The sequence below is a fragment of the Salinisphaera japonica YTM-1 genome, from assembly GCF_003788585.1.
Taxonomy (GTDB): domain Bacteria; phylum Pseudomonadota; class Gammaproteobacteria; order Nevskiales; family Salinisphaeraceae; genus Salinisphaera; species Salinisphaera japonica.
The window spans coordinates 133,307-139,879 of record NZ_AYKG01000023.1; the positions used below are offsets into that span (position 1 = coordinate 133,307).

General features: G+C 64.1%; 8 protein-coding genes. All 8 read left to right on the forward strand.

Annotation, left to right across the window (positions count from 1 at the left end; all coding sequences use genetic code 11):
• The first annotated feature begins 8 nt into the window (after positions 1 to 8).
• The 8 genes from mdcE to SAJA_RS08640 all read left to right on the forward strand — a co-directional run bounded on the left by mdcE (position 9) and on the right by SAJA_RS08640 (position 6,308).
• Entirely contained in the window at positions 9 to 803 is a 795-nt protein-coding gene (mdcE, locus tag SAJA_RS08605; RefSeq protein WP_425471658.1) for a biotin-independent malonate decarboxylase subunit gamma, read from the forward strand.
• Positions 804 to 1,502, forward strand: a complete 699-nt coding sequence (locus SAJA_RS08610) for a malonate decarboxylase holo-ACP synthase (protein ID WP_123658254.1) — start codon at positions 804 to 806, stop codon at positions 1,500 to 1,502.
• Positions 1,499 to 2,434 carry an ACP S-malonyltransferase gene (locus SAJA_RS08615; protein ID WP_123658255.1) on the forward strand — a complete coding sequence of 312 codons (936 nt, stop codon included), beginning with the start codon at positions 1,499 to 1,501 and terminating at the stop codon, positions 2,432 to 2,434. The genes SAJA_RS08610 and SAJA_RS08615 overlap by 4 nt, the downstream gene beginning before the upstream one ends.
• A 50-nt stretch (positions 2,435 to 2,484) precedes the next feature.
• On the forward strand, positions 2,485 to 3,723 hold the full coding sequence (locus SAJA_RS08620) for a Bcr/CflA family multidrug efflux MFS transporter (RefSeq protein ID WP_123658256.1): 1,239 nt from the start codon (positions 2,485 to 2,487) through the stop codon (positions 3,721 to 3,723).
• An 81-nt stretch (positions 3,724 to 3,804) separates the two neighbouring features.
• A complete protein-coding gene (locus SAJA_RS08625) occupies positions 3,805 to 4,725 on the forward strand; it encodes an NAD-dependent epimerase/dehydratase family protein (RefSeq protein ID WP_123658257.1) in 921 nt (306 codons plus the stop codon).
• Positions 4,726 to 4,852: 127 nt separating this feature from the next.
• Entirely contained in the window at positions 4,853 to 5,662 is an 810-nt protein-coding gene (locus tag SAJA_RS08630; protein WP_123658258.1) for an MBL fold metallo-hydrolase, read from the forward strand.
• A gap of 74 nt (positions 5,663 to 5,736) precedes the next feature.
• Entirely contained in the window at positions 5,737 to 6,015 is a 279-nt protein-coding gene (locus SAJA_RS08635) for a type II toxin-antitoxin system RelE/ParE family toxin (protein WP_123658259.1), read from the forward strand.
• On the forward strand, positions 6,015 to 6,308 hold the full coding sequence (locus tag SAJA_RS08640) for a HigA family addiction module antitoxin (RefSeq protein WP_123658260.1): 294 nt from the start codon (positions 6,015 to 6,017) through the stop codon (positions 6,306 to 6,308). The genes SAJA_RS08635 and SAJA_RS08640 overlap by 1 nt, the downstream gene beginning before the upstream one ends.
• Positions 6,309 to 6,573 lie beyond the last annotated feature (265 nt).

The following is a 6,573-nucleotide window of genomic DNA, read 5'->3' on the forward strand; positions in this document are numbered from 1 at the left end:
ACGCGAACATCTCTTATGGGGCGGCCTGGCTGGCCGCACTCACCGACCACGCCGAGCCGCTTGCCGATTACCCGGCCAGCGTGCGCGTCGTCGACGCCGCGCTGGCAGGCCGAGCCGCGCGTTATATCGCGGTCGTGCCCGATGCCCACGCGCGCTTTCCGCGGGCCCGAGCGGGCGAGGTCGGCCTGGCTGAAGGCTGGGCACTGGCGCGGGCCCTACACGATGCGGTCGCCGCCGACGAAGACGCGGCCGACAAGCGTGTGATCGTGGCCGTCGTGGATGTGCCGAGCCAGGCCTATGGCCGGACCGAGGAAGCCTACGGTATCCATCAGGCACTGGCCGCGGCCGCCGAGGGGGCGATCCGTGCCCGCCGCGCCGGGCATCCGGTGGTCACGTTGATCGCCGGCAAAGCCATGTCCGGCGGTTTCCTGGCCCACGGTTACCAGGCCAATCGGCTGGTGGCCTTGTCGGGCGAGGGCGTGCAGGTACATGCGATGGGCAAACAGGCCGCGGCCCGTATCACCCAGCGTAGCGTGGAAGGCGTGGAACAGCTTGCCCGTGAGATCACGCCCATGGCTTATGACATCGACAGCTACGAGCGGCTGGGCCTGTTGCACGCGCGGCTGGATATTGCGCCCACGGCCGCCGATGATGCCGAGGCTGTCGAGCGGGTTCACCAGGCACTGGCCGATGCCGTGGCTGATATCGGCGACACGCGTGGTCTGGACGCGCGCATCGGCCAGGGCGAGCGGACAGCCACCGCTGCGGTACGTCAACGCTTGGCCGAGGCCTGGGCCGGGTAAATGCCCGCCGACTGTGCGATCGCCGCCCCCCGCGCGTTCGACTACAGCGCGCTGAATACGCGCGCGGCAATCGCCTGCCCGCACGATTTGGTCTGGTTCGACGTGGCCGCCTTGGCGGCCGACGTGCCGGACTGGGCGCGCCAGATCATTGCCAACGGCGCGCCGGCAGTCATCCGACGTGCCCCGCGCGACGAGGCCTCGTTGCCGATCGGCATCCGCGGGGCGACCAAGCGTGAGCGCTGTGCCACGCGCATCGATAGCGCGGCAGTCACGCGCCGACTGGCACCCGAGGCCATTGCGCACGGCGAGACCGATCGCCTCGTCACGGCCGACCGATGTTCAGCCATCCCTGCGTTCGCTGGCCTGCATGATCTGCAAGCCGAACTCGCCGCGATGTCATTGACCTGGGGCGTGACCGGCGCGCTCGGCTATGATCTGGCCACCGGGGCGCCCGTCGCGCACGCGGCCTCGGATATCGATATCGTGGTCTGCATGCCCGAGTGCCATGAGCGGCAACTCGAAACACTCGCTGGCGCGGCTCGTCGCTGTGATGAGGTGCACGGCGTGCGCTGTGATATCCAGCTGGAGACCCCGGCCGGCGGCGTGGCCCTGGCGGACTGGCTAGGCGAGGCCGCGCGCGTCATGATCAAACACGATACCGGCCCCTATCTCTCACCTGACCCGTGGCACGGCCCATGAGCACGGTATTCACGTTTCCGGGCCAGGGCGCCCAGCGCCCCGGCATGCTTGCCGATCTGCCGGATTCCAAAGCTGTACGCGACACGATCGCGGCCGCCGAAGATGGGCTGTCGGTGCGTATCGACACACTCGATAACGCCGAGGCGCTGGCCACCACCGATAACGTCCAGACCGCGCTCACGGTGATGGGCGTGGCCGCCGCGCGACACTTGATCGAGGCGGACGGCGCGCCGGATGCGGTGCTGGGGCTGTCGATCGGGGCCTGGCCGGCGGCCGTCATCGCAGGTGTAATCGATTTCGAGGCCGCGCTGGCCCTGGTCGCCAAACGCGGTGAATTGATGGGCCAGGCCTATCCGGCGGGCTACGGCATGCTCGCCGTACTGGGTCTTGGCGAACGACACGTCGCAGGGCTGGTTGAAGCCGGGCAGGACGCGGGCCAGGCGATCCATATCGCCAACGTCAACGCCGATCAGCAGATCGTGGTGGCCGGGGCTGAAGCGGCCCTTGACGCGTTGGCCGCGCGTGCCGACGAGGCCGGTGCGCGTGCGACCAGGCGGCTGGATGTAGCCGTGCCTTCGCACTGTGCGCTACTCGACGAGCCGGCCGAAAAACTCGCCGAGGCAGCGGCGGGCACGCCCTGGCAGCCGCCGCGCTGTGCGTATTTCTCGGCCAACGCCAGGCGACGGCTCTGGAAGGGCGATGCGATCGGCGATGATCTGGTCTACAACATGGCCCGTACGGTCTATTGGGCCCAGACGGCACGTATCGTTCAGGAATCGGGCTATACGCTCGCGGTAGAAATGCCGCCCGGTGCCACGCTGACCGGCCTGCATCCGAGTGAGGCGGCCGGTGAGGCAATCGCTGTAGAACGCAGCGGCTGGCATAATACGCCGGCCTTGATACGGCGCGCCGCGCAACAGCCCGGCCGATAGCGCCCCACGGGTCGCAGCCTGCGATCCGTGTTGATCTGACGGAGAATCGAATGTCCGATGTCGCGCGCGATACGAGCGGCGGGCAGACGCGTGGTGAGCACGTGCTGATGGTCTGCGTGCTGGGCCTGCTGACGGCCGTGGCGCCCTTGTCGATCGATACCTATCTGCCGGCCATGCCCACACTGGCCGATCAGTTCGGTGTGGCCGATGCGGTGGTGCAGTATTCCCTGAGCCTGTTCTTTGTGGGCCTAGGCTTCGGGCAGCTGCTCTACGGGCCGATCTCGGACCGCCACGGCCGCCGCCCGATCCTGTTCTTCGGGCTGTTTCTGTATCTGGGGGCCAGCATCGCCTGTGCGCTATCGACCTCGGTCGAGATGCTCATCGTGGCACGCCTTGTTCAAGGCTTCGGCGCCGCGGCCGGGCCGGTCATGGCACGCGCCATCGTGCGGGACCGATTTCAGGGCGCCAAGGCGGCCAGCGTCATGTCCTTCGTGGTGATGGTCATGGGCGCCGCGCCGCTACTGGCCCCCATGATCGGCAGCCTGATTCTGTTCATCGGCGAATGGCAGCTCATCTTCTGGATGCTGGTGATCTATTCGGTCGTGGCGGTAACGGTGCTGACCGTGTTCTTGACGGAATCCCACCCGCAGCATCGCCGGGTGCGCGATCGCACGCTCACGCAGCAATATATCGGCTATCTGTCGCTGGTCACGCGCCTGCCGGTCGCCCTTTATCTGATCTGTGGCTCGTTGATGTTCGGGGCCCTGTTTTCGTACGTGGCCGCCAGCTCGTTCATCTATATCAATCAGTTCGAGGTCGATCAGTCGGTCTTCGGCTTCTATTTCTCGGCCAATATCGTGTCCATGCTGATCGGCACGTTCACCAACGGGCGCATCGTTGAACGCTTTGGTTATCGCACGCTGCTGGGCGTGGCCGTGGGCAACACGCTGGCCTGTGCGGTCGTGCTGATCGCGACCACGTTCACCGGCTTCGGCGGCTTCTGGGGCGTGGCGATTCCGTTGTTCTTCCTGCTCTCGACCGTGGGCGTGGCCGGGGCCAATACCGTGGCCGGCCTGCTGGATCTGGCCCCGGACGCCGCCGGGGCCGCCTCGGCCCTGTTCGGCGTGTTCCAGTTCGCCATGGGCGCGATCGCGACCTGGGCAGTGGGTTTTGCCGGTGGCGATGCCCAGGCCATGGCGATGGTCATGGTCGGCTCGGCCGGCGGGGCTGTGCTGGCCTATCTCGCGCTGCTGCGTTATGCGCCGATGCCGGAGGGGCTGGCGGACTAATCGAACGACGTCATCGATTGTGGGCAACTGATCCCGTCAGCTATGGCAAGATCGCTGTATCACTCAGGCAATTCTTGTGTCATGACGACCAATCGCACGCTTCGTATCCTGTTCACCGGCGGCTCGGGCAAGGCCGGGCGTCACGTGGTGCCGTATCTGCTCGACCAGGGGCATCACGTGGTCAACGTCGACCAGACGCCGCTGGATGATCCACGGGTCGATAACTACACCGCCGACGTCACCGATCCCGGCCAGATGTTCGACGTGCTTTCCACCTACGCCAACATGGGCGAGCTTGATCACGGCGAGGGCGCACCGCGCGGCTTCGATGCCGTGGTGCATTTCGCGGCCATCCCGCGCAACTTCATCACCACCGACGCAGAAACCTACCGGATCAACACGCTGGGCACGTACAACGTGTTGAACGCGGCCACTAAGTTCGGCATCGACAAGATTGTTTTCGCGTCGTCGGAGACGACTTACGGCATCTGTTTTGCCGACGGCGAGGCCAAGCCGCAGTTTTTACCGGTCGAGGAAGACCATCCCACCGAGCCGACCGATACCTATGCCACGTCCAAGGTCTGCAACGAGGCCACCGCGCAGGCGTTTGCCAAGCGTACCGGTTTCGATATCTATGGCCTGCGGATCGGCAACGTGATCGAGCCGCACGAATACGCCACCGACTTCCCGCACTTCTTCCAGGCCCCGGAAGTACGCCGGCGTAATGTTTTTTGTTATATCGATGCTCGTGATCTCGGCCAGATCGTGGACTTGTGTCTGAAGACCGAGGGCCGGGGCTATGACGTCTTCAACGCCGGCAACGACCACAACTCGGTGCATCTGACCAATGCCGACCTCATCGAGCGCTTCTACCCGGACGTTGAAATCCGGCGCGAACTCGGTGAGCACGAAGCCCTGTATTCCAATCGCAAGATTCGTGAGGAGCTGGGCTTCAAGGAAAACCACCCCTGGCATCAATACGTGCCCGTGCCCAAGCGCTAACGGCGGGCGCCAGAACACGCGGGCCACTAATAAACAATAGTTGCCTAATTACCCGGGAATAGGCGATTGTCGAGTACACCTAGCGCGGGCCCGATGCGGCCCGCCGTACTCAGACAAGGGCCGTGTCATGTCCTACGCCGTACCCCATCCCGCCCCGCGCTCGCGCCTGGCCTGTGTCGTTCTGGGCTTCCTGCTTCTGTTTGGCGTCACGGCCGGCGCGGCGGCCAAGCCGGATAAAGACGCCGCCATCGGCCCCGTGGCACTAAAAACCGCCGACGGGCCGCTGCGCTTGCATATCATCGAGCACGCCAGCTTTGTGGCGACCTGGAACGGGCATACGCTCTACGTTGACCCGGTGGGTGATCCCGCCCGCTACGCCGGCCTGCCCGCACCCGACATCATCCTCATCACGCACGCCCACCATGATCATTTCGCGCCCGACACTCTGGCCGCGCTCGAGACACGCCACGCTATCGTCGTCATGCCCGAGGCCGTGAACGAAAAGATGAAAGAGACGATCGGTGCGCAGCACATCGTGCTCGAACATGGTGACAAGACCACCGTGCACGATATCCCGATCCGCGCGATCCCTGCCTACAACCTGCCAGCCTCGCCGGATGCCCATCACCCGAAAGGCTGGGGCAACGGCTATGTCCTGACGCTGGCTGACAAGCGGGTCTATATCTCCGGCGACACCGAAGGCGTGCCCGCCATGCGCCGTCTCGACAACATCGACCTGGCTTTTGTCTGCATGAACCTGCCTTACACCATGGACACCGAACAAGCCGCGGAGGCGGTGCTCGATTTCAAGCCGAAAGTCGTCTACCCGTACCACTATCGCGGGCAGAATATTGAAGACTTCAAGCGGCGCGTAAATGCGGGGGATTCAGATATCGATGTGCGGTTGCGCGATTGGTATCCGGATGATGGTGGATGAGCGAAAGAGGGCCGGATAAGGCGCTTAGTCAATGATGCGTGTTGCGCGGCGCGCAACACGCTATACTCGTTCTCATGATCAAGTTATTCCGTCATAAAGGGCTAAAGAAGTATTTCGAGTCTGGCTCGAAAGCCGGAATAAAGGCAGAGCACGCGAAGCGGTTGAGTATGCAGCTGGCGGCGCTTGATACCGCCACCTGCATCGACGACATGGCCTTGCCAGGTTTCAGGCTGCACTCACTGACTGGACCGGATGCGGACCGATGGTCGATCCGTGTCAGCGGTAATTGGCGTATCACTTTCCGGTTTCATGACGGCAACGCATACGTGTTGGATTATGAGGATTATCACTGATGGCTATGCACAATCCCCCGCATCCTGGCGATTTCATCCGCGAGATCTATATGCGGCCTTTCGGCATCACCGGACGAACGCTTGCCGCCAAGCTCGGCGTCGCGCCGTCGACGTTGAATCGCGTGCTTCAGGGTAGAAGTGGCGTGAGCTCTGATATGGCGTTGCGGTTGTCGAAAGCGGTGGGCCGCTCGGCTGAAAGTTGGTTGGCCATGCAGGACAACTTCGATCTCTGGCGATCGAGACAGACGATCGATCTGGCAGCCGTGGAAAAGATCGAATTCGATGCTGCCTAAGCGAGACTCGCGGGTAGCATAAGGACAAATCGTTTCGAATCCATAAAGCCTCGTTTCGAGACGTTGAGCGTTTGAGCTGGCTCCAGAGAACGCTTCCGCTAACGGTTCTAGGGCGTGTCGTCATAAGATATGCCGTCGCATTGCCCGCGCCGGGCGTGTCAGGCAAGGCGCGGGCCGCCGAGCGTGGCCAACCACGGTCAAGGCCCGTAACGCCGCATGGCGCGTCCGGCGCGGGCAACCCGAATGGGCCGGTGGCCAAGCCCCG